The organism is Gilliamella sp. ESL0441, assembly GCF_019469185.1.
GTDB lineage: Bacteria > Pseudomonadota > Gammaproteobacteria > Enterobacterales > Orbaceae > Gilliamella.
Window position 1 is genome coordinate 1,771,217 of the sequence record NZ_CP048264.1, and the last position, 21,857, is coordinate 1,793,073.

19 protein-coding genes are annotated in these 21,857 nt (G+C 34.3%); 9 read left to right on the top strand and 10 right to left on the bottom strand.

From position 1 onward, the window contains the following. Window positions 1–18: 18 nt before the first annotated feature. Genes trpCF through GYM75_RS07930 form a run of 3 tightly spaced genes read right to left on the bottom strand, consistent with a single transcriptional unit; the run spans window position 19 to window position 4,609 of the window. Window positions 19–1,401, bottom strand: coding sequence for a bifunctional indole-3-glycerol-phosphate synthase TrpC/phosphoribosylanthranilate isomerase TrpF (gene trpCF / locus GYM75_RS07920; protein WP_220215438.1), 1,383 nt, complete (start codon window positions 1,399–1,401; stop codon window positions 19–21). 14 nt (window positions 1,402–1,415) lie between these two features. Further along, window positions 1,416–3,047, bottom strand: coding sequence for a bifunctional anthranilate synthase glutamate amidotransferase component TrpG/anthranilate phosphoribosyltransferase TrpD (trpD, locus tag GYM75_RS07925; RefSeq protein WP_220215439.1), 1,632 nt, complete (start codon window positions 3,045–3,047; stop codon window positions 1,416–1,418). Continuing rightward, the gene (locus tag GYM75_RS07930) at window positions 3,047–4,609 is read right to left on the bottom strand and encodes an anthranilate synthase component 1 (protein WP_220215440.1); all 1,563 of its coding nucleotides are present in this window, start codon (window positions 4,607–4,609) and stop codon (window positions 3,047–3,049) included. Before GYM75_RS07930 ends, trpD begins: the two co-directional genes overlap by 1 nt. Before the next feature lie 379 nt (window positions 4,610–4,988). Here GYM75_RS07930 and GYM75_RS07935 point away from each other — a divergent pair, with 379 nt between their 5' ends. Continuing rightward, complete coding sequence (locus tag GYM75_RS07935) at window positions 4,989–5,909, top strand: SPFH domain-containing protein (RefSeq protein WP_220215441.1); 921 nt, start codon at window positions 4,989–4,991, stop codon at window positions 5,907–5,909. 93 nt (window positions 5,910–6,002) lie between these two features. Further along, on the top strand, window positions 6,003–6,467 hold the full coding sequence (locus GYM75_RS07940) for an NfeD family protein (protein WP_220215442.1): 465 nt from the start codon (window positions 6,003–6,005) through the stop codon (window positions 6,465–6,467). Window positions 6,468–6,916: 449 nt separating this feature from the next. Here the strand turns inward: GYM75_RS07940 and GYM75_RS07945 are convergent, their stop codons facing one another. From GYM75_RS07945 to dapD, 6 genes are all read right to left on the bottom strand, one after another. Then, entirely contained in the window at window positions 6,917–9,067 is a 2,151-nt protein-coding gene (locus GYM75_RS07945; protein ID WP_370632101.1) for a carbon starvation CstA family protein, read from the bottom strand. 337 nt (window positions 9,068–9,404) lie between these two features. After that, a complete protein-coding gene (gene btsR, locus GYM75_RS07950) occupies window positions 9,405–10,115 on the bottom strand; it encodes a two-component system response regulator BtsR (protein WP_220215443.1) in 711 nt (236 codons plus the stop codon). Beyond that, window positions 10,109–11,809: a sensor histidine kinase gene (locus GYM75_RS07955; protein WP_220215444.1), complete on the bottom strand. Its 1,701-nt coding sequence runs from the start codon at window positions 11,807–11,809 to the stop codon at window positions 10,109–10,111. The genes btsR and GYM75_RS07955 overlap by 7 nt, the downstream gene beginning before the upstream one ends. Before the next feature lie 58 nt (window positions 11,810–11,867). Beyond that, window positions 11,868–14,138 (bottom strand): beta-glucosidase BglX, encoded by a 2,271-nt coding sequence (gene bglX / locus GYM75_RS07960; protein ID WP_220215445.1) that lies wholly within the window; start codon window positions 14,136–14,138, stop codon window positions 11,868–11,870. Between the two features lie 221 nt (window positions 14,139–14,359). After that, complete coding sequence (locus GYM75_RS07965) at window positions 14,360–14,851, bottom strand: YajQ family cyclic di-GMP-binding protein (RefSeq protein ID WP_220215446.1); 492 nt, start codon at window positions 14,849–14,851, stop codon at window positions 14,360–14,362. A gap of 90 nt (window positions 14,852–14,941) precedes the next feature. Next, a complete protein-coding gene (dapD, locus tag GYM75_RS07970) occupies window positions 14,942–15,766 on the bottom strand; it encodes a 2,3,4,5-tetrahydropyridine-2,6-dicarboxylate N-succinyltransferase (protein WP_220215447.1) in 825 nt (274 codons plus the stop codon). Between the two features lie 219 nt (window positions 15,767–15,985). Here dapD and GYM75_RS07975 point away from each other — a divergent pair, with 219 nt between their 5' ends. From GYM75_RS07975 to GYM75_RS07990, 4 genes are read left to right on the top strand one after another with little or no spacing between them, the layout of a single operon-like run. Further along, window positions 15,986–16,462, top strand: a complete 477-nt coding sequence (locus tag GYM75_RS07975) for a hypothetical protein (protein ID WP_220215448.1) — start codon at window positions 15,986–15,988, stop codon at window positions 16,460–16,462. Further along, complete coding sequence (locus GYM75_RS07980; protein WP_220215449.1) at window positions 16,456–17,019, top strand: prepilin peptidase-dependent protein; 564 nt, start codon at window positions 16,456–16,458, stop codon at window positions 17,017–17,019. The genes GYM75_RS07975 and GYM75_RS07980 overlap by 7 nt, the downstream gene beginning before the upstream one ends. Beyond that, the gene (locus tag GYM75_RS07985) at window positions 17,003–17,434 is read left to right on the top strand and encodes a DUF2509 family protein (RefSeq protein WP_220215450.1); all 432 of its coding nucleotides are present in this window, start codon (window positions 17,003–17,005) and stop codon (window positions 17,432–17,434) included. The genes GYM75_RS07980 and GYM75_RS07985 overlap by 17 nt, the downstream gene beginning before the upstream one ends. Then, window positions 17,394–17,750, top strand: coding sequence for a prepilin-type N-terminal cleavage/methylation domain-containing protein (locus tag GYM75_RS07990; protein ID WP_220215451.1), 357 nt, complete (start codon window positions 17,394–17,396; stop codon window positions 17,748–17,750). Before GYM75_RS07985 ends, GYM75_RS07990 begins: the two co-directional genes overlap by 41 nt. 14 nt (window positions 17,751–17,764) lie before the next feature. Here GYM75_RS07990 and GYM75_RS07995 read toward each other — a convergent pair whose 3' ends face one another. Next, window positions 17,765–18,517: an alpha/beta fold hydrolase gene (locus GYM75_RS07995; RefSeq protein WP_220215452.1), complete on the bottom strand. Its 753-nt coding sequence runs from the start codon at window positions 18,515–18,517 to the stop codon at window positions 17,765–17,767. 138 nt (window positions 18,518–18,655) lie between these two features. On the opposite strand from GYM75_RS07995, the gene GYM75_RS08000 reads away from it, so the two are divergent. The 3 genes from GYM75_RS08000 to GYM75_RS08010 all read left to right on the top strand — a co-directional run bounded on the left by GYM75_RS08000 (window position 18,656) and on the right by GYM75_RS08010 (window position 21,846). Beyond that, window positions 18,656–20,599 (top strand): exoribonuclease II, encoded by a 1,944-nt coding sequence (locus GYM75_RS08000; RefSeq protein WP_220215453.1) that lies wholly within the window; start codon window positions 18,656–18,658, stop codon window positions 20,597–20,599. A 190-nt stretch (window positions 20,600–20,789) separates the two neighbouring features. Next, complete coding sequence (locus GYM75_RS08005; protein ID WP_220215454.1) at window positions 20,790–21,026, top strand: YecH family metal-binding protein; 237 nt, start codon at window positions 20,790–20,792, stop codon at window positions 21,024–21,026. Window positions 21,027–21,174: 148 nt separating this feature from the next. Next, the gene (locus GYM75_RS08010) at window positions 21,175–21,846 is read left to right on the top strand and encodes a hypothetical protein (protein ID WP_220215455.1); all 672 of its coding nucleotides are present in this window, start codon (window positions 21,175–21,177) and stop codon (window positions 21,844–21,846) included. The last annotated feature ends 11 nt before the right edge of the window (window positions 21,847–21,857 follow it).

Here is a 21,857-nt window from a genome sequence, read left to right on the forward strand (position 1 = left end):
ATTCCTTTTTAAAATTAATTAAATTTGTTCAAATACGGCTTTAATTTTCTGTTTATCTTTAATACCTGCAGACATTTCCACGCCAGAATTAATATCTACGCCGATAACCTCAGTGGCTAATGCTGATTTGATATTTTGTGGATTAATACCACCCGCTAAAATCACATTATTTAAATTTTGCCCTTTTAATAATGACCAATCAAAATGTTGTCCAGTTCCCCCAGCTCCATGATCAAAGATATAGCGACTGATTAGCGGATGGTGATGTTCTGGGATGACATCGCTAATACTTAGCGCTTTCCAGATTTGACAGGATTGAGGCAGCTGTTGACGTAAGGTGTGTAAATAGTCTTCATCTTCATCGCCATGTAATTGAACGGCATAAAGTGATAATTGCTTGGCAATTTGACTCACTTGTTCGATATTTTCATTTTTAAAAACACCGACCCAATTAAGTGGAGCTACAGCAATAAGAGACCGCGCTTTTATTGGTGAAATATAGCGTGGTGATTGGGGAACAAAAATTAATCCCCCATAAACAGCGCCAGCTTGGTAAGCTGCAACAGCATCTTCTGTTCGCGTCAAACCACATACTTTATTTTCACCTAGCATAACTTTTCGAATCGCTAACGCTAAGTTAGATTCAGACATTAATGCACTTCCAATTAAAAAACCATTGGCAAATTGACTGAGGTCTTTCACCTGATTATGAGTGTATATACCTGATTCACTGATTATGATGCGATCAGTCGGAATTGTTTTAGACAAATTCTTGACCCGATTTAAATCGACACTCAAATCACGTAAATTACGATTATTAATACCGATGACTTTAGCACCAAGTTCAATGGCTCGTTCGACTTCTTTTTCAGTACTCGCTTCAGTTAGTACACCCATATTAAGTTGATGAGCAATCTGACTTAAATGACGATATTCATCATCGGTGACAACAGATAGCATTAATAAAATAGCATCTGCTTGATAATAACGCGCTAAATAGATTTGGTATTCGTCAATAATAAAATCTTTACAAAGAACGGGTTGTGTCACCTCGTTGCGAACAATTGGCAAAAATTCAAAACGACCTTGAAAGTATTTTTCATCAGTCAGTACAGAAATAGCCGAAGCATAATCTTTATAGACTTTAGCAATACTCGCTGGATCAAAATCGTTACGGATTAAGCCTTTTGAAGGCGATGCTTTTTTACACTCTAAAATAAACACCGTTTTAGGCTGATTTAAGGCCTGATAAAAATCACGATCACTTGGTTTAATTTCTGATTTAAATGTGTCTAGTGGTTTTTGTTTTTTTTGTTCGATTAGCCATTGCTTTTTATCATCAATGATCTGTTTTAAAACAGTCGCCATTTCAACATTTTCGGTTAATGTATTTATAACCATGTTACTCTCCATTTTTACCTTGCTGCTAATTGTTGTAACAACGTATATGCTTTGCCACTATGCATCATATCAATTGCTTGCTGCGCATTTTGTTTTAAATCTGACTGACCAAACAGGCTCATTAACATGGCGACATTAGCTGCAATGGCTGCTTCATGCGCCGGTTTACCATGCCCTTGTAAAATGGCAATTAACATATCACGATTCATCTCAGGTGTACCACCTTCAATATCTTTTAAGGTATACTGTTTTAACCCAAAATCTTGTGGCATCAAAGTAAAATAGCGAATTTCGCCATTTCGAACTTCAGCCACTTGGGTTTCACCATGAATAGCGACTTCATCCATTCCTGAGCCATGAACAACATAAGCATGAGTATAACCGAGCATTTTTAGCGTTTCAGCAATCGGTTTAATTAAATCGGGATGATAAACCCCTAATAAAATACGTTTAGGTCTGGACGGGTTTATCAACGGCCCAAGCACATTGAAAATAGTCCTTGTTTTTAACTGCTGACGTACGGGCGCAGCATGACGAAAACCTGAATGATATTGTTGCGCAAATAAAAAACATACCCCCAGTTCATCTAATGCTTTACGAGATGCTTCCGCAGGCATATTTAATTTTATTCCTAGTGCCGATAATACATCGGACGATCCCGATTTACTTGATACACCACGATTACCATGCTTAGCCACTTTATAGCCTAGTGCTGCTGCAACAAAAGCACTTGCTGTGGAGATATTAATACTATTGGTACCATCGCCACCTGTTCCCACGATATCGGTAAATTCATAATCGGGAATATCAAAACTATCCGCATTTTCAAGCAAGGCTTGAGCAGCACCGGCAATTTCATCGGGTCTTTCACCCCTTACTTTCATGCTAATCACCGCAGTTGCTAAAACGGTTGGTTCAATTTTGCCTTGAATAATAAGATTAAATAGAATTTTACTCTCATCTTGGGTTAATGTTTGTCCTAAATACAATTTATTGATAATGGGTTGAATGTTGTATTCTTGTTTATCAATAATGGCCTCAGGTTTTGATTGTGACTTTGGTTGTGGTGGATTGAGTGCCCACTCAATCGTTTGTTCTAACAATTTTACACCTTGAGTAGTTAAAATCGATTCGGGATGAAATTGAAAGCCATAAACCCGATCATGATCATTGCGCACTGCCATCACAATATTATTACAAAGAGCATTAATGGTGAGTGTATTTGGAATATTTTCGCCTTTTAATGAATGGTATCGAGCAACAGGTAGTGGGTTGGGTAATCCTCTAAACATAGCTTGTTCATCGTGTTCAATAAGCGATGCTTTACCATGTAAAATATCACCTGCTGGTACAATGCTTCCCCCATAGGACTCGACAATTGCTTGATGACCAAGACAGATACCGATAATTGGCAATTGACCTTTCAAACGTTTAAGTAGTTCTGGCATGCATCCTGCTTCACTTGGCGTACCGGGGCCCGGTGATAACATTAAAATAGGGTTTTGCATTTGAGATAATTTTTCAATAATGACGTCGGCAGGAATCGTATTACGATAAACAGTGACACAATGTTTGCTATTGCGTAGCTGATCAACTAAGTTATAAGTAAATGAATCAACATTATCAATAAATAAAATATTAGCCATTAAAATACACCTTCTACATTATGTGCTGCCATAATCGCACGAACAACGGCACGAGCTTTATTACGTGACTCATCAGACTCAAATTGTGGTTCTGAATCTAACACTACACCCCCACCTGCTTGAACGGTTGCAATTCCTTCTTCCACATAGGCACTACGAATGACTATGCAAGTATCCAAATCACCATTGGCGGTAAAATACCCCACTGCTCCACCGTAGCTACCTCGTTTTACTTTTTCTGATTCGGCGATTAATTGCATGGCTCGAACTTTTGGAGCGCCCGTTAACGTTCCCATATTCATTGTTGCTTGATAAGCATGTAAGGCATCCAAATCATGTCGTAATTGCCCTACCACTCTCGAAACCAAATGCATAACAAAAGAGTAACGATCAACCTTTAATAATTCTTTAGTATAGCGAGTACCAGGTTGACATATACGCGCTAAATCATTACGGGCTAAGTCAACTAACATTAGATGTTCTGCTAACTCTTTCTTATCGGTGCGCATCTCAAGTTCTAATCGGCTGTCTAAATCATGATCAATTTCACCATTCGCCGTTAATCCTCGAGGGCGAGTACCAGCAATCGGGTAGATTTCAACTTGATTTGTCGCTTTAATATATTTAAGCGCACTTTCAGGCGATGCTCCAAACAAGACAAAATCACGATCTTGCATATAAAACATGTATGGACTTGGATTATTATTTTTTAGCACTTGATAAGCCGATAATGGGGCTGGACAAGGTAACGTAAAACGTCTGGAAGGCACTGCCTGAAAAATTTCGCCTTGTTGGATAGCATCTTGCATTTTTTTAACAACCGTGTTGAAATCGTCATCACTTTTATTACACGTAACATCAATGCTTGCCAGTGATTGGGTTTGAATTGGTTTTATCGGCTTGCTTAATGTCGCTTCTAATTCAGCTAAACGATGAGTTAAGCGAGATATTTCAATCTGATCTGATGTAAAAGCGGTCGCCTTCAAAATTGACACATGAGCTTGATGATTGATTTCTAATAGCGTTTCCGCTAAATAGAAACAAAAATCTTGGCAACGTTGTTCTGTTGGTAAAATAGGTAAGTTCTCAAATCCTGCCACCAAGTCATAACAAAATAACCCACCAACAAATATGACATCCGAACTACTTTTTTCAGGAATATTTACTATCTTAAGTAATGTTCTTAACGCATCAAAAATCGATAGCGACTTTAAGCGAGAATCCTCATCTTGCAGGCTATCAATCGTTGGAAAACTCAAGGTTAATTTTTGGGAATGATTGAATGTCTTAATTACATCTTCATTAAAAGCATCGTGTAATAACGGTAACAACTTTTCACCATTAGTAGTTAAGGCTTCAAAAGTCACTTGAGAATTTATTGCCGAGATACGTAATGCACTATCAACAATCATGACACTTTTAATACCTTGCTTATTATCGATTTCAGCCGATTCGAGCAATAACGTTGCGGGACGATTTTCGCATAATTGATTAAAAACCAGAGTCGGATCACGATGATAACTAATCGTCTTGATTATCTGGGTTAAGGTTGGCTTATTCATTGTTGACTCTCTATTTTTTAAATTTTTATTATGGATTTATTATTTCATCTATCAGAAACTAAAAAACCCGCATCTGGCGGGTTTATGAAAGAACAAAAATATCCTCATATTACCCGCAAAAAGTCATACGCCACCAATTGAAGTTAGTGAGCGAACGAGTAATTTTGCGTAAATATTGTTCTTTCATCATTTATCAAATTTAAGTAGATTTTGTACTATTAAACTAGTTCAATGATGTATTGTCAATAGATTAATTTTAATTCAATACTGATAACTTTTTCAAAGTTGATTTGTTCATAATAATTACTAGTCAAACTAAGAAATTAACTTTAAAATAGACCAGAAATTTAATCATTTTATTTATAAGGAATTTTTGGATATGCCTATTTTTTACATCGTTATTGGTGTTATTGTGTTACTTGCTTTAGTCACGGTATTAAAAGCGATAACTATTGTTCCGCAAGGTTTTCAATATACTATTGAGCGTTTTGGTAAATATACCCATACTCTTGAACCAGGATTAAATATTATTATTCCGTTTATGGATGGTGTAGGCCGAAAAATTAATATGATGGAACAAGTTCTTGATATTCCTTCACAAGAAGTTATTTCAAAAGATAATGCGAATGTGCAAATTGATGCAGTTTGTTTTATCCAAGTACAAGATGCAGCAAGAGCCGCTTATCAAGTCAATCAATTAGAACGTGCGGTGATTAACTTAATGATGACCAATATCCGTACTGTACTTGGTAGTATGGAACTTGATGAAATGTTATCACAACGTGATCATATTAACTCTAAATTATTAAGTATTGTTGATGATGCAACCAATCCTTGGGGAATTAAAATTACCCGTATTGAAATTCGAGATGTTCGTCCACCAGCAGAATTAATTGCAGCGATGAATGCCCAAATGAAAGCTGAACGTAATAAACGTGCTGAAATTCTTGAAGCAGAAGGTATTCGTCAAGCAGCAATTTTACGTTCAGAAGGTGAAAAACAATCTGAAATTCTTAAAGCTGAAGGTGAAAGACAAGCCGCATTCTTACAAGCTGAAGCACGTGAACGTGCAGCTGAAGCCGAAGCAAGAGCAACTCAAATGGTTTCTGAAGCTATTGCCGCCGGTAATATCAATGCAATTAATTATTTTGTTGCGCAAAAATATACCGAAGCGCTTCAAGAAATTGGTTCTGCTAAAAATAGCAAAGTGATTATGATGCCGTTAGATGCTTCAAATCTAATGGGTAGTATTGGCGGTATTGCTGAATTAATCAAAGAATCAAAAACTAACTCAAAATAATTTGTTTAATATTAATGCCTCTATTTTAGCTATAATGATTAATGCTAATTTAGAGGCATTGTTCTAATATTTATTTAGATGGAAGGAAAAACGATGGCTGATAATTTTACAGTTATTTATTACTATCCTCATTGGATCTTTATCGCACTCGGCGGTATTTTGCTTATAGCTGAGTTACTCGGTACTGGAGGATATTTGCTTTGGAGTGGAATTGCAGCCATTTCTGTAGGACTCATTGCTTGGTTCATACCTTTTTTGTCCTGGCCAATTTTATGGATATTATTTTCAATTTTAACGCTGGTCTCTGCTTACCTTTGGTATGTATGGCTTAAAAGCAAAGGAAAACATCTTTCAAAAAAAGGCGAGCTCAATCAACCCCAACACGATCTTATTGGTATCAAAACAGTCGTCACAGATGCAATTGTTAATGGTTCTGGTCGAGTTAAAATAAAGGATGGTACATGGTCAGCAAGATGTAACAAAGATTTGTCTGTAGGTCAATCGGTTGTTGTTACTTCTGTCGATGGAATAATTTTAAATGTTGAACCTGTTATTTAATAATATTTAGTGTAAGAAAATAGAATTCTTCAATGGAATGTGACAATAAAATGCACCAAAATTTATGTAATCTTTATTGTGTAACAAAGCAGTATCATTGATTCGATACTATTAATCTTAAGATTTATTTATCCTATTAGCCAATAATGATTATTGGCTAATTTTTTAGTTAATAAACCTTTATTATTTGTCATAACAATCAAGATAAATTGTTCACCTTCGTTTTACTTATTAATGTGGCTTGCTTTTAAATTGAAAATTACATATAGAGAGTTATGCCGACAACGCTAAATTTCTTAATTTAACACGTTTTATTTAGGATATTGGAAACATTTTTTTCATTGCAAAAATAGAAAAGCTCAACAATGTCAGATTGTTGAGCTTTAACTAAAATAATTGGAGTTTACTGTCGGGAGGCAATATCACTATGACATCCCGATTCAGACCAATTAATGTGACATTGATGTTTTAACACCACCTTCTGGTATAGGAACATAAGCTGTTTCTTTATCTGTTCTTTGTTTATTGTTGCGAACTTTAAGCGCAGTTTTAATACCAAAGAAGATAATCGTGTATACCACAAGTAAGAATAATATACTTAATCCTGCATTCGTATAATTATTAATAATAATATGATGCATATTGTCAACTTGTTGAGCCGTTAACGTATTACCACCTTCAGCAATTTGACGTTTATATTCTTTAGCTAAATAGAAGAAACCTTCTAATTGCGGATTATCGCTAAATAATTTCAAACCTAATGCCCAAGTTGTACAGATTAGTAACCAAATAGCTGGAATGATCGTGACCCAAATGTATTGTGCTCGTTTCATTTTAATCAATACCACGGTTGCTAAAATTAGCGCGACAGCAGCTAGCATTTGATTGGATATTCCGAATAATGGCCATAAGCTCTTCACACCGCCTAATGGGTCAACAACGCCTTGATAGAGCAGATATCCCCATAATCCCACACATCCCAGCGTACCAATGAAGCCAGCAACAAGTGAGTCCGTTTTTTTCAAGAACGGTACAAAATTACCTAATAAATCTTGTAACATAAATCGACCTGAGCGAGTTCCTGCATCAAGCGCCGTTAAAATAAATAAAGCTTCAAACAAAATACCAAAGTGATACCAAAAGCCCATATTCTCACCCGGTAAGATTTGGTTAAAGACATAAGCAATACCTACGGCTAATGTTGGTGCTCCACCGGCACGATTCAAGACAGACGGTTCACCAATATCTTTTGCTGTTTGTAAAATTTGTTCTGGCGAAATCACAAAGCCCCAAGAACTAACCGTTGCAGCCGCATGAATCGTCACATCTTTTAACTGTGCCATTATCATTGGTGCATCATCAGTCCCCAATTTGTGCAAATCAGGCATTGTAATCCCTAATCCTGCAGGTGGAGTATTCATAGCAAAATAGAGACCAGGTTCGATAATTGAAGCTGCGACTAATGCCATTATGGCAACAAACGATTCCATCAACATTGCACCATATCCAATGAAGCGTGCATCATTTTCATTAGCCAGTAATTTTGGCGTAGTACCAGATGAAATGAGCGCATGGAATCCAGAAACCGCACCACAAGCTATTGTAATGAATAAAAATGGAAATAATGAACCTTTCCAAACTGGGCCGGTACCATCAACATATTGAGTTACATCAGGCATTTTTAAGTCAGGATTTAAAATGACTATCCCAATTGCTAAACCAACAATAACCCCAATTTTTAAGAAAGTTGCTAGATAATCTCGTGGTGCCAAAATTAGCCATACGGGTAACATCGCAGAAATTAAAGCATAGCCAACCAGCACATAGGTAATAGTTGTTGCTTTGAAGGTCAACGCAGGTCCCCAATAAGGATCGTGAGCAATAACGCCCCCAAACCAAATAGATAATATGAGCAATACAATACCGATGACTGATATTTCAAGAACTCGTCCAGGTCTTAAAAATCGCATATAGATTCCCATAAATAAAGCTATTGGCACAGTTGAACAAACCGTGAAAACACCCCAAGGACTTTCTGCTAAAGCTTTAACAACAATTAAAGCTAATACCGCTAAAATAATTAGCATGATCAAGAAACAACCAAACAAGGCAATAGCACCAGGAATTGGCCCCATCTCGCTTTTAATCATTTCACCTAAAGAAGAACCATTACGGCGAGATGATAAGAAAAGCACCATAAAATCCTGTACTGCACCGGCAAAGACAACACCAGCAAGTAACCAAAGTGTTCCTGGTAAATAACCGACTTGAGCAGCCAAAACAGGCCCCACTAATGGACCCGCACCAGCAATTGCAGCAAAATGGTGACCAAACAAAACATATTTATTGGTTGGAACATAATTCAAACCATCATTGTTTATCACTGCCGGAGTTGCTCGAGTCGGGTCTAATTTCATCACTTTGTTGGCGATATAAAGACTATAATATCGATAAGCAACCAAATAAACCGATACCGCAGCAGCAATAATCCATAACGCACTGATATGTTCACCTCGTCGTAGTGCAATAACAGCTAAACAACATGCACCAACAAAAGCGAGAATGACCCAAGGAATATGCTTTAATATTTTATTATTCATAATGATTCTCTTTATGGGTTTTAAGATTAAAGAATATTATACTTAAGACCTTTACAGTCCAGTTTTGCTTGCTATTTCGATAAATACAAATAATATAAACTTGTTAATAAATTAAACTTTTAAAAACAAGTATTCACCATCATTTTCAGCTATTCCTGATATCTTGTTATGGTTTTAAGTATAAGTTTCGACACTTTACTTTTACTTTCGAGGCTATGATAAATTTTTACTAAAACGAATAATACAACCAATTGAGTTATAGGTTCAATGGCAATAATGAGTGGTCTAAAACCGTCGTTAAACGGTCATTTATTTTTACAAAAAATACAATTGGCACTTATAGCCCTAATAATTCTTTGAGAGATTTAAGATAACGGCGACTTACAGGAACAGAGACATCATTTATTAATATAATATTTACACCCGTTGACTCATTAAACCGAATCTCTTTCAATTTTTTTAAATTTACCAGATACTGTCTGTGACAACGAATTAGTGGTGTTTTATCTTCTAAAGTTTTTAATGTTAATTCCGTAAAATATTCCACATTATTCTGATTAAATACATAAATTCCGCTTACTTTCGAAGAGACATAAAATACATCATTCAAATTAAGTAGATAAATGCGATTATGACCAATACAGGGAATATATTTTAAATTCTGTTCAATTTGATTAATTGGATTCGATAAGCAGCGATGATGTAAACGACTAAGCGTTTTACTTAGTCTCTGTTTATCTACTGGTTTTAATAAATAATCAAAAGCTTGTTCTTCAAAAGCTTTGACGGCAAATTCGCTATAGGCTGTTAAAAAAACAATACTTGGCATGGTATCAGGATCAAGCATAGATAACATCTCAAACCCATTAATCTTAGGCATTTGAATATCCAAAAAAACCACATCGGGTTCTAAGCGATGAATTTCGCGGATTGCTTCCATTGCATTACTACACTCTGCAACGACATTTATTTCAGAATCATTTTCAAGTAAGCAACGTAGATTTTCACGCGCAAGAAGTTCATCATCAACGATAATTACATTTAACATTCAATATTTGCATCCTCTTGCAATGGCAATGACAAAGTAACTTTTGTATATTCATCTGGTTGGCACTGAATCTTTATACCATACTTTTCACCATAACGAATATGAATTCTTTTATCGACCAAATTTAGCCCTAACCCTTTGACATCTTTTTTGTCTTCACAATAATTACCAGCATTATCGATAACGACTAAAATTAGCGAAAAGTTATGTGTATAAGCCGTTATCGTTACTTTTCCACTACTGATTAATTGTGATGTTCCATGTTTAATAGCATTTTCAACAATTGGTTGTAATGTAAAGGCAGGTAATTGTGCATGTTCTAAATCAGGTGGAATATTAATTTCAATAGAGAGTTGATCCATAAAACGCATTTTTTCAATTTGTAAGTAAGCGTTGACATGCTCAATCTCATCTTTAAGGGTAACGATTTCATTTGTTCTTTTAAGATTTTTTCGAAAGAATGTAGATAAATTTTGTACCAGTTGAGAAGCTTGATCTTTATCTCGTCGAATAACCGCTAGAAGCGTGTTTAATGCATTAAACAAAAAGTGAGGATTTACTTGAGCATGTAATAGCTTAATTTCTGTTTTGGATAATAATTGTTTGTAATGCTCATTTTGACCAGCCAATATTTGCGCTGACAATAAACTGGCTATTCCTTCACCAAGTGTTCGATTGATTGAACTAAATAAGGTATTTTTTGCTTCGTACAATTTAATTGTACCCACTACCGTATTATTTTCTCCACGTAGTGGTATAACAAGGGTAGATCCTAAACGACAAGATTTATTGATTGAACATTGATAAGGTAAATGAGCACCATCAAGGTATTGAACCTCATTTTTTTCAATTGCTTCTAATGTATTATGGGAAGTGATAGGAGTACCTGGTAAATGATGATCATCACCAATACCAATAAAAGCTAATATCTTTTCACGATCGGTGATAGAAACCGCACCTATATCCAATTCTTTGTAAATAATTTCGGCAACCTTGGTACTATTTTCTTGATTGAAACCGTCTCGCAATAAACCTTCTGTACTGACAGCAATTTGTAAAGCTTTAGCGGAAAAAGCTGAAGTATAGCGTTCAAAAATCGCTCGTCTATCCAACAGAATTCGCATAAACATCGCCGAACCGATGCTATTTGCCACAATCATAGGGGCAGCTATACTTTGAACAGCATGTAAAACTGTTTCGAAAGGTCGTGAAATTAACAACACTAAAATCATTTCAAGAGACTCAACTAATAGTCCTAAAACACCAACTAAAAGAGGATTATAAATGAGATCTACACGACCTTTTTTCATTAATACATAATGAAGAAATCCACTAATTAAACCAATTAAAATGGTGGATAACATACAACTTTCAGCAGTTATTCCACCTAATGTATAGCGATGAATCCCTCCAGTCACCCCGACTAAAAATCCGACCATAGGGCCACCAAGAAGCCCTCCTAAAATCGCACCAATAGCACGGGTATTTGCTATAGTATCTTCAATATGAAGTCCAAAATAGCTACCCATAATACAAAACAGAGAGAAGATAAAATAACACACTAATTTATGCGGCAAATGTACAGTGACTTGCATAAGAGGAATAACAATAGGCGTTTTACTTAGTAAATATGCAATCACTAAATAAACACACATTTGTTGTAAAAGTTGTAGAATCAAATCAAATTCAAGCATAAATCAAATCGCTAAAACAATTCACACATAATAAAGGGCGATGGATTGATAAAGTAGTTTAATTGTCAAGTAATGTAAAAGTTTGGACATTTTTTGTCGTTGAATCAAAACCAACAAACACGTTAAACTTACCTGGTTCAGCGACAAATTGCATTTTATCATTCCAAAACTTCAACATTTCAGGCGTTATGACAAATTTCACTTCTGCTTTTTCACGTGATTTTAACGTTACTTTTTCAAAACCCTTTAATTCTTTTACTGGTCTACTTACCGAAGCGGTAATATCTTGTAGATATAGTTGCACAATTTGTGTTCCTTCTCTATCTCCCGTATTCTCAACAATAGCAGTGACAGTTAAGTTACCATCTTGTTTCATTTCATTTGTCGATAACACAAAATTTATCGAAAAATCAGTATAATTTAAGCCATAACCGAAAGGAAATAATGGCTCATTTGGGCTATCAAAATAGGAGGTGGTATATTTACCCATGTTTATCGTTCCTCTCGGACGCCCTGTATTTAAATGGCTATAATAAACTGGTATTTGACCAACATTTCTTGGAAATGACATAGGTAGTTTTCCTGATGGGTTGTAATCACCGAATAAAACATCAGCTATTGCATTTCCACCTTCGGTTCCTAAAAACCACGTTTCAAGCATTGCATCTGCCTGTTGGAATTCATCAACTAATGTTAAAGGACGTCCATTCATTAATGCAATAACAAGCGGTTTACCCGTTGCTTTTAGTGCAGTAAGCAACCTTTTTTGGCTAGCAGCGAGCGATAAATCTGTTCGACTTGAAGATTCATGTGCCATTCCTTGAGCTTCACCAACAAATGCGACAATAACATCTGCATTTTTAGCTGATTCAATTGCTTCATCAAGCATCACATTAACCGGTCTTGAATCAAATTTTGTTGCAACATCATACAGATTTAAAAAATTAAACAATTCAGGGTCATCAGAAAGATTTGCCCCAAATGCATAACTGATGGCTTTTGGATCGTTGACGGCAAGTTTAATTCCTTCTAAAGGAGTCACCGCTAAATTGGCTCGACCAGCCGCCGACCAACTACCCAAGATATCCCGTTTTGAATCTGCAAGAGGCCCAATTACAGCTATTTTTTGATTTTTAGATAAAGGTAAAAGATTGTGCTCATTTTTTAATAGAACGATACTACGACGAGCAACATCTCTCGCATCTTCTCGATGCAAACGATTGTCAGCAAACATGGTTTCAATATCTAAATTTGGATCTAAATTACGATGAGCGTTTTTAAACAATCCCATATCATATTTGAGTTCCAAAACATGACGACAAGCATTGTTAATTTCATCTTCACTCAGCAAGCCTTGTTCGACAAGTTCAGGAATGAACTGGAGAAAAAACTCGTCATTCATACTCACATCAATACCAGCTTTGATTGCGACTCGAACAGCATCTTTGGCATCGCTGGCAACACCATGATTAATGAGTTCCCGAATTGCACCATGGTCGCTAATAACAACCCCATTAAAATGCCATTGATTACGCAAAACATCAGTCAAAAGCCAATGATTAGCTGTTGCAGGAATACCATTAACACTAGCCAGAGAAACCATAATTACTCGGCTTCCTGCGTCTATGGCGCTTTTATAAGGAACTAAATATTCTTGAAACATTTTGCGCTCACTCATATCGGTACTGTTGTATTCTCGACCGCCTTCTACTGCACCATAAAGCGCAAAATGTTTGACCGTTGTTACCAATGATTTTGTGTCTGTTAAGGACTGTTTTTGCATCTGTTCAACGAATATGCGTCCAGCTTCTGAAGTCAGATAAGGATCTTCACCAAATCCTTCTGACACTCTACCCCATCTAGGATCTCGACTAAGATCAACCATTGGAGCCCAAGTAATATTCAAGCCATCCGATGTAGCCTCATCAGCTGAGACTTGTGCCACTTTAGCGATCGCCTCTCGATCCCAAGTTGATGCTATGCCTAAATTAATCGGAAAAATGGTGCGATGACCATGTATTATATCAAATCCTAATAATAAGGGGATTTTATGCGGCGATTTTAACGCACGATCCTGCATGTTTGATAAGTCAGGCTCGACAATGGTATTGAAAATTCCACCTATTTCGCCTGCCTCAATTTGGTCTAATACCTTATCTAAACTTAATTCGCCTCCAACACTAATTAAACGTAGTTGACCAACTTTCTGTTTAATCGTCATTTTTGATAATAATTCATCAATAAAAACTTTTTTAGACTCACTACTATTAATAGCAAGAATAAAATTAGAGAAAAGCGATAAAGTTAAAAATAAGATTATTTTTTTCATTGTTTTGTTATCAATTTTTTTCATTGTAAAGAATTTTATAAAGATAGAATAACGTAATAACAAAAAAAAATCTCAATCTTTACTAAATTTGTATTAGTGATATATTTTTTGACGTTTATAAGGAAGAATTAGATTAATGTATTGTAATGAATAATTTGAAATTAGCGATAACTTGAGTATTTAATTTAACTTGCCGACATTATCGGCAAGTTGACAGACCATTAATCCCTAAAATTGGTAAATTGAAAAGGTTGACCTAGTTCACCATTTTTAACCAAAGCCATCGTTGATTGTAAATCGTCTCGTGATTTTCCGGTAACACGAACTTGGTCACCCTGAACTTGAGCTTGAACTTTGATTTTACTGTCTTTGATAAGTTTCACAATTTTTTTGGCTAACTCTTTATCGATACCTTGTTTTAGCTTTACAGTGATACTATAAAGTTTGCCACTGTGCTCCATTTCTTCAGGAATGTCCAAAGCCCCTCCGTCTATTCCACGCTTAGTAAGCTTATCACGTAGAATATCCAGCAATTGCTGTACTTGAAATTCAGATTGACTGGTCGCTTTGATTGTTTCATTTTTTTCATCCAATTCGAATGAAGCTTCAACATTTTTAAAATCCCAACGAGTCGTTAATTCACGCGTTGCATTATCTACACCATTTTTTACTTCTGGCATTTGAATTTCTGACACAATATCAAAAGAAGGCATAAATTCTCCTCTTCAAATGTTTATAACTTAATTAGATTGATACGCTGCCACTAACAAAAGTTAGCGGCAGATTAGAAGTGATTAATTGAATTAATCTATAGTACGAAGTAATTCGTTGATACCTACTTTACCCAGCGTTTTAGCATCAACTTTTTTAACAATAACAGCACAATAAAGGCTATATTTACCATCTTTAGTCGGTAAGTTACCTGATACAACAACTGAACCAGCAGGCACTCGACCATAATAAACTTCGCCTGTAGCACGATCATAAATTTTGGTACTTTGTCCAATAAATACACCCATTGAAATAACAGAACCTTCTTCAACAATCACGCCTTCTACAATTTCGCTGCGAGCACCGATAAAGCAGTTATCTTCAATAATGGTCGGATTTGCTTGCAATGGTTCTAACACGCCACCTATTCCAACACCACCTGACAAATGAACATTTTTACCAATTTGAGCACATGAACCAACAGTTACCCAAGTATCAACCATCGTGCCTTCATCAACATACGCACCGATATTCACATAAGATGGCATTAATACAGTATTACGAGCAACATATGCCCCTTTACGTGCTATTGCCGATGGAACAACACGAAAACCTTCTTGCGCAAATCTGGTTTCATCATAATCAGCGAATTTTAATGGAACTTTATCATAATAATTTGTCGGACCGCCATTGATAAGTTTATTTTCATTAATACGAAACGAGAGCAATACCGCTTTTTTTAACCATTGATGTGTTACCCACTCACCATTAATTTTTTCAGCAACACGCATTTTACCGCTATCTAATAAATGAATACATTGATTGATAGCATCTCGTGTAAGGGTATCGACATTCGATGGTGTAATTTCAGCGCGACGCTCAAATGCAGCGTCAATAATAGTTTGTAAATGTTGCATCTCTTGTTTCCTTTAACTTTGAAGTCCGTAAACAAATTAAAATAGGCAAACAGTATATTATAATAAATGGCACTTTTTAAGCGGTTTGTCATATTATCTTAATATCCTTTGTAAAAAACAGATTAAATTTGTGCACTACTGCTCAGTAAACTAAATAAAAACGTCGCTTGATGATTTGATTTATAAAATCAATATTATTTATTGTTTATTTGATAAATTATGCAGGCTTCTGGTTATTCATTATTAGAAATATTAGTTATCATTTGCATCGGTGCCATTTTAGTTTCAATTGGAATACCACATTGGAAAACACTACAACTGCGTGAAGAACTGGTGTCCACCACTAAGCAATTAGCCTATTTTCTAAACGAAGTTCAAATTAAGGCAAATACCTATAACGATACTTATCATTTTTATCTTTTTTCATCTCCATGGTGCTTAGTTGCGAGTAAACAAGAAGATTCATCTTCTTGTTTAGAAGAAGAACTAAAATTTATAAAACCTGAAAATTCAGTTGAAATAAGTGGGTTAACAGATAAAAAAACCATTTCATTTTGGGGACGACGAAATATGGCACAAACCGGCTCTTTGATACTTCGCAATCAAATAGGTGAAACAAAAGTTTTAATTTCCTTTCGAGGTAGAATTCGGTTTTGCTACGAAACAGGCTATTTATCAGGTTTGCCACCATGTTGAAAAATCAGGGGTTTTCACTGCTTGAAATGATAATCAGTATGCTAATATTAAATCTAATTATTACGGGTACCTCTATGTTTTATAAACAATTACATGCAACTAACATGAATTATTATTTAAACACTCATCTGGAACAAAATATTGAGCAAGCTATCTCAGGATTATTTAAAGACATCAAACGAGCAGGATTTATCGCTAACTCACCATCCAAAATTAATCAAAAATCAATTGAAATTAATGATAACAATAACTGTATCATTATCCGTTATGATAGCGAAATTCGTCATGATTGGATTAACGATCCACAACACCTAAATAATTCAGATATATTTAGTTATCGTTATTACCAAAATAATCTTGAATACAAAACTGGGGCAATGAATTGCCATGGTACAAATTGGCAGAAAATATTCGATCCAAATGATATAAAAGTAACAAAATTTGTCATAAAACAGGATAACAATACTATCGAAATGACTTTAGCTGCAGAATTAAAAAAACATCATCATATTAGTCATCAGATATTTAAAATCATTAGAAATGAAAATAGATTATAAAACGCCTAATCAATCCGGATTTAGTGCTATTGTTTTAGTGATGATTTTAATGATAATTGGCTTAACGCTATTAACCGCTTTTAATTCTTTGGTTAGCTCATGGCAAAAAACTATCCTAATAGAAAAAGACTATTATCAACAATTTAATACCGCAAGATCCTCTTTACACTGGGCGAAAACGCAAAAATGGAATGTGCCTACTGCGAATTGGCAATGCAAAGAGGAGGTTAATTTACACTTAAAAACTTGCATTAAAAAATCAAAATTAAAAATAGGTAATTTTACTTTAGTTCGAGGTGAAGCAGATAAACTTTATTTATATGAGTTAGCTTCATTTAATAACAATAAATTAATTATCGATAAAGGAAATTGGCTTGATTACTGCCCAGAAAAAAAACACAGTGATTGTGAATAATAAACATACCGATGGTTTTAGTATTATTGAGGTGATGATTGCATCATTGATATTTTCACTATTTCTGATTGGTTTTATGAATATTCAAAAAAAACTATTGGATAAACATCATTATTTAAAAAATAAATTACAAGCGGATCAAATTGCTTTTCAGCTACTTGATAGCTATCCTTTTGTCCCTCAGCATATTATTCCAAAAGGTTGGGAATACAGTGTACAAAGACAAACTTATAATAATCAATGTACACTTGTAAAAGTGATTATCAATACATCCCAAAATAATAAAAGTCAACAACAAAGACTGTTTTGTAATTAAATAATCGCACTCAGTTAATTCATTATAAAATCATGCAAAATTTGTAAAACTTGTTCTGTTTTCTCAGCATGAACATTATGACCAGCCCCTGCAACAGTGACTATTTTTGCATTAGGAAATTGTGCCATAATGGTATTCACATATTCATCTGTTATGTATGTTGAATTTTCGCCTCGTATAAAAAGTATGGGTTTTTTACAAGGTTCACCATTGCTATGCCAATCACATAGATCGGAGTATTGTTTAACGATAATTCTAGAATTAAATAACCAGTGTCCGTCTTTGAATGATTTTAATAAAAAATAGCTCGTGGCTAAATCAATGCCTTGTTGTTTCATAATATCCATAATGTGTTTTTTATCAGTCACCTGTTGCAAATCACATTGTTTTAACGCTTCGATTACATTGAGATTGGGGGACTTAACATATTTAACTGGTGCAATATCAATAACCACAACTTTTTCGATAATATCCGGGATTATTTGCATTAATTGCATGGCAACTTTACCCCCCATTGAATGGCCAACAACAATCAAATTTTTTAATTGTAAATGCTGACATAGTGTCGCCACATCTTCTGCCATAACCTCATAGTTCATCTCATTTGACCATGGTGAAAGCCCATGATTACGCAGATCAACTTGAATCGTTTGAAAATTTAAAACGAACTCTTTAGCAAGCATATTTAAATTATCCAAACAGCCAAACATACCGTGCAAAAATAAAATGGGTTGCCCATTACCTTGGATTTTATAGTTTAATTTCATTATTTTCTCAGTTAATTAATTTTTTTATAAAAAATTCCACGCTAAACATGGCTAGCAATTAGTAATTAATTCAGTAACAACAAAAGATATAAGTATGTTAGAATTTAATACTATTTTTTTCATTATATATTAAGTCATATGTTTCAAAATAACCCACTACTCGCACAATTAAAACAAGAACTTCATCAACAAACACCTCGAATTGAAGGCACTATTCGAGCACACGAAAAAGGATTCGGTTTTCTGGATGTTGATGTTAAAACTAGTTATTTTATACCAATGGCTAAAATGAAAACTGTTTGTCATGGCGACAAAGTTTCAGGAATCGTTGTCAAAAATAATGACAAAGAATCTTTTGAGCCTGAAATATTGATTGAAAGTGCTTTAGAAAAATTTATTGGTCGAATTGGATTCCAAGAACGTTCAATGGTTATTTATCCTGAAAATATGCCGAGCAATTTCGCTATACCCTGCAAAATAAGTAATCATATCCAACAAAAATTAAAGGAAAACGACTGGGTGGTTGCAACGCTTACTACACATCCTTTAAAAGAAGGTCGTCAAAAGAACTTTTTTGCTCATGTCACCGATTTTATTATTGAAGATGATTCTATTTTTAAATTATGGTTCAAGACTCTAGCTCGTTATAATTTAGAAAGAGTAGCACCCACAGCAGACAATTTATCAATCAACGCAAAAGAGCTTGAAAATCGTCAAGATTTAACAGATGTCTGCTTTTTTACTATAGATAGTCAAGATACTCAAGATATGGATGATGCCATTGCTATATCTCAAGATGAAAACGGTAATTATGATTTAAAAGTAGCCATTGCCGATCCCACTGCATTTATATCACAAGACAGTACCACCGATAAAATTGCAAAAGAGAGAAGTTTTACGACTTATTTGCCAGATTTTAATATACCAATGTTACCTAAAGAGTTAGCTGATGATTTATGCTCTTTAAAAGCAAATATGAAACGCCCAGCCTTAGTATGTCAGATAAAACTGGATCAATCTGGAAATATCTTGCAGGACAATATTTCCTTTACTACTGCTTGGATTGAATCTAAAGCAAAACTTTCTTATCACAATGTTTCGGACTTTTTAGAAAATAATGAAAAGTTATCATCGGATGTGCCATCTTTATCAGGACAACTTAAGCTATTAGCCGATCTAGCTAATATTCGCTTTAATTGGCGACAAAAGAATGCACTTGTTTTTAAAGATATAAGTGACTATCGTTTTCAACTTGATGAAAATCGGCAAGTAAAAGGTATAATCAAAGAGCCACGCCGTATTGCAAATCAAATTGTTGAAGAAGCAATGGTTATTGCAAATCAAGCATTAACCATGTTATTACAAGATAAAATTGGATTTGGTATCTTTAATATTCATACCGGATTTGATACCAAATATATCGATCAGATTGTAAAAACACTCGTTGACCATGGTATTGCAGATTTCAATAAAGAATACCTAACCAGTTTTGAAGGATATAAAACACTTCGACGATTAATTGATGATAATCCTTTTTTAACAACTCGATTACGTAAATATCAAACCCCCGCTGATTTTTCGATTGAAGCACAGCCTCATTTTGGTATGGGATTCAATGCTTATGCAACTTGGACATCACCAATCCGTAAATATGGAGATATTGTTAATCATCGTTTAATTAAAGCTTATCTGCGTAATGAAGAATTGATTTCACCTGATAAAGAACAACTTAAAAACATGAATGAAAGGCGAAAAATGTTAAGATTTGCTGAACGTGATATGGCTGAAAATCTTTATGCTCAATACTTATCAAATAAAGTAGGAGAAACATTTAATGCTGAAATTGTCGATATAAATCGGGGCGGTGCACGCGTTAGACTTACCGACATCGGTGCTTTTGCTTTTCTACCTTTGTCGATGTTACATCCTGTTAAAGAAGAGATTATATCGCTACCAGAAGAAGGACTTATCAAAATTAACGATACAATACGTTATAAACTTGCTGATAATATATCTGTGTCAATTTATCAAATCAAGACCGAAAATCAATCAATTATTGCAAAGATAACAAACAACGAATAATCAATAAGTAATAAATATGATGTCAAAATTGCTACACAACTTGTTTTTACTTAAAACTGCTGTTTTTTAGAAATTTGACATCGTATATTGACGATAATTTAACGATTTAACTCTTTTTTTTCTATATAAGATCTGTTATCTTTTTGGAATTACTATCAAAAAGAGTGATAAATTGTATTAAGAGGAAGTTATGTTATCAATTCATGGGCACGAAGTTCTACACATGATGGAAGGAAATAATTACACAGAATCATCTTTACTGGAAGCTATTGAACAACGATTTGGCAAAGATGCAAAATTTCATACCTGCTCAAAGACTGATATGGATGCGAAACAGCTGATTTCTTTTTTAAAAACTAAAGGAAAATTTTTACCTATAACAAATAGAGAATTTACAGTAAATAGAGAAAAAATCTGTCATCATTAATTCTTTAAAATTGTGCGAAATTTCATTTCACTTTTTTACAAAAAAATTATCGTGTGTTTAAAAAAATATGAGTATATAATTTTTGCGCTAACATTAGTTAACCTGCCCATAAATTACAACTCAAGAATATAATCATGGAATTTTATATATGAAAATAAGTAATATTTTGACATGCGCCATTGTTTCTATTCTTGTTTCAAGTTGCGCCTTAAACTTTTTTCCATCGCTTCAAAGTGATAAACAAATTAGTAAAATAGAAGAACTAAATCTTTTAAAAAAACAGTCAGAGAAAAATAATACTTTTGTTGTTAATGCCAAAAACCAATTAGCCCAACTTATAGGAAACAAAAATTTCGACAATTATATTATTAAAAATGGCATTCTAAACTGTAAAAATAATGAAAATCAATCATTTTGCGTATTAAATTTTTATCTCAATGAATATTATAAACTGAAATATGATTTACAATTAAAGAAAATAACAGAACAAAACCAAGTTGAACGAGAAATTGAACTTAATAAAATAAAAGCTACTGATAGCAATATTAAAAATTATTGTCAGCTTAGTGCCGATTTTATGTCAGCAATTTATACACAAGATACGGCTAAAATTTCTAGTTATTATCAACCACTTTTTAAAATGTCTGAAGCAGATTTAACCCATTTGTATGGCAAAATCAATAAAGATAATTATTCACACTTTTTGATTGAGCAAAACCCAACTATTCTTTTTGAAATGAAGAGCGATTATGTTGAAAAATGCTTAACTGATCCTAAAAATAATATTATTAATTATCTCAACATTTTTAGACAAAACTAATGTGAGCGTTA